The sequence below is a fragment of the Paenibacillus sp. FSL H7-0716 genome (genome assembly GCF_038002705.1).
Classification (GTDB): domain Bacteria; phylum Bacillota; class Bacilli; order Paenibacillales; family Paenibacillaceae; genus Paenibacillus_AQ; species Paenibacillus_AQ odorifer.
On sequence record NZ_JBBODA010000075.1, the window covers coordinates 1 to 2,337 of the forward strand.

Annotated in this window: 1 rRNA gene; it reads left to right on the forward strand. The window is 51.4% G+C overall.

The annotated features are described in order from the left end of the window. Nucleotides 1-96 precede the first annotated feature (96 nt). A 23S ribosomal RNA gene (locus MHH60_RS33140) occupies nucleotides 97-2,337 on the forward strand; the annotation flags it as partial.

The window sequence follows — 2,337 nt, forward strand, 5'->3', positions numbered from 1 at the left end:
TAGAACATCTTTTAGCAACTTGTGCAAACAAGTAAATGTTATTAGTGAGATTTTTCAAAGAAGATATCGTTCGATATTTTCCTACGGAAAAATCGAGGTTAAGCTAATAAGAGCACACGGAGGATGCCTAGGCGCCAGGAGCCGACGAAGGACGTGGCGAACAACGAAACTGCCTCGGGGAGCTGTAAGCAAGCTTTGATCCGGGGGTGTCCGAATGGGGAAACCCAGCTGTGGTAATTCGCAGTTACTCATTTCTGAATACATAGGAAATGTAGAGGCAGACCAGGGGAACTGAAACATCTAAGTACCCTGAGGAAGAGAAAACAATAGTGATTCCGTCAGTAGCGGCGAGCGAACGCGGAACAGCCTAAACCTAAGAGCTTGCTCTTAGGGGTTGTGGGACGTCTCACATGGAGTTACAAAGGAATATGGTAGGTGAAGAGGTCTGGAAAGGCCCGCGATAGAGGTAAAAGCCCTGTAACCTAAACTGTGTTCTCTCCGAGACGGATCCCGAGTAGTGCGGGGCACGTGAAACCCCGTATGAATCCAGCAGGACCATCTGCTAAGGCTAAATACTACCTGGCGACCGATAGTGAAACAGTACCGTGAGGGAAAGGTGAAAAGCACCCCGGAAGGGGAGTGAAATAGAACCTGAAACCGTGTGCTTACAAAAAGTCAGAGCCCTATTAATGGGTGATGGCGTGCCTTTTGTAGAATGAACCGGCGAGTTACGTTTAACATGCAAGGTTAAGCCGAGAAGGTGGAGCCGCAGCGAAAGCGAGTCTGAATAGGGCGAATGAGTATGTGGACGTAGACCCGAAACCGTGTGATCTACCCCTGTCCAGGGTGAAGGTGCGGTAACACGCACTGGAGGCCCGAACCCACGTACGTTGAAAAGTGCGGGGATGAGGTGGGGGTAGCGGAGAAATTCCAATCGAACTCGGAGATAGCTGGTTCTCCCCGAAATAGCTTTAGGGCTAGCCTCGGTATAAGAGTAGTGGAGGTAGAGCACTGATTGGGTGCGGGGTCCGCAAGGATTACCAAGCTCAGTCAAACTCCGAATGCCATATACTTATTGCCGGGAGTCAGACAGTGAGTGCTAAGATCCATTGTCAAAAGGGAAACAGCCCAGACCATCAGCTAAGGTCCCCAAGTGTGTGTTAAGTGGGAAAGGATGTGGAGTTGCACAGACAACCAGGATGTTGGCTTAGAAGCAGCCACCATTGAAAGAGTGCGTAATAGCTCACTGGTCGAGTGACTCTGCGCCGAAAATGTAACGGGGCTAAACACACCACCGAAGCTATGGCTAGATACGTATGTATCTGGGGTAGGGGAGCGTTGTGTAGGGGTTGAAGGTGTACTGAAAAGAGCGCTGGACACTACACAAGTGAGAATGCCGGTATGAGTAACGAAAAGATCAGTGAGAATCTGATCCGCCGAAAGCCCAAGGTTTCCTGAGGAAGGCTCGTCCGCTCAGGGTAAGTCGGGACCTAAGGCGAGGCCGAAAGGCGTAGTCGAAGGACAACAGTTTGAAATTACTGTACCACCGTAATCCGCTATGAGCGATGGGGTGACGCAGGAGGGTAGTGACGCGGACTGATGGATGTCCGTCTAAGCAGTGAGGCTGGTGTGTAGGCAAATCCGCACATCGTTAAGGCTGGGCTGTGATGGGGAGCGAAAATTATAGTAGCGAAGGTCATGATCTCACACTGCCAAGAAAAGCCTCTAGCCAGGAGAAGGTGCCCGTACCGCAAACCGACACAGGTAGGCGAGAAGAGAATTCTAAGGCGCGCGGAAGAACTCTCGTTAAGGAACTCGGCAAAATGACCCCGTAACTTCGGGAGAAGGGGTGCCCCGGTAGTGTGAATAGCACGAGGGGGCCGCAGTGAAAAGGCCCAAGCGACTGTTTAGCAAAAACACAGGTCTGTGCGAAGCCGCAAGGCGAAGTATACGGGCTGACGCCTGCCCGGTGCTGGAAGGTTAAGGGGAGTGGTTAGGGGTAACCCGAAGCTATGAACCGAAGCCCCAGTAAACGGCGGCCGTAACTATAACGGTCCTAAGGTAGCGAAATTCCTTGTCAGGTAAATTCTGACCCGCACGAATGGCGTAACGACTTGGGCGCTGTCTCAACGAGAGATCCGGTGAAATTTTAATACCTGTGAAGATGCAGGTTACCCGCGACAAGACGGAAAGACCCCATGGAGCTTTACTGCAGCTTGATATTGAATTTGGGTACGATCTGTACAGGATAGGTGGGAGCCGTAGAAATCGGAGCGCAAGCTTCGGTGGAGGCGCCGTTGGGATACCACCCTGATCGTATCTAGGTTCTAACCTAGT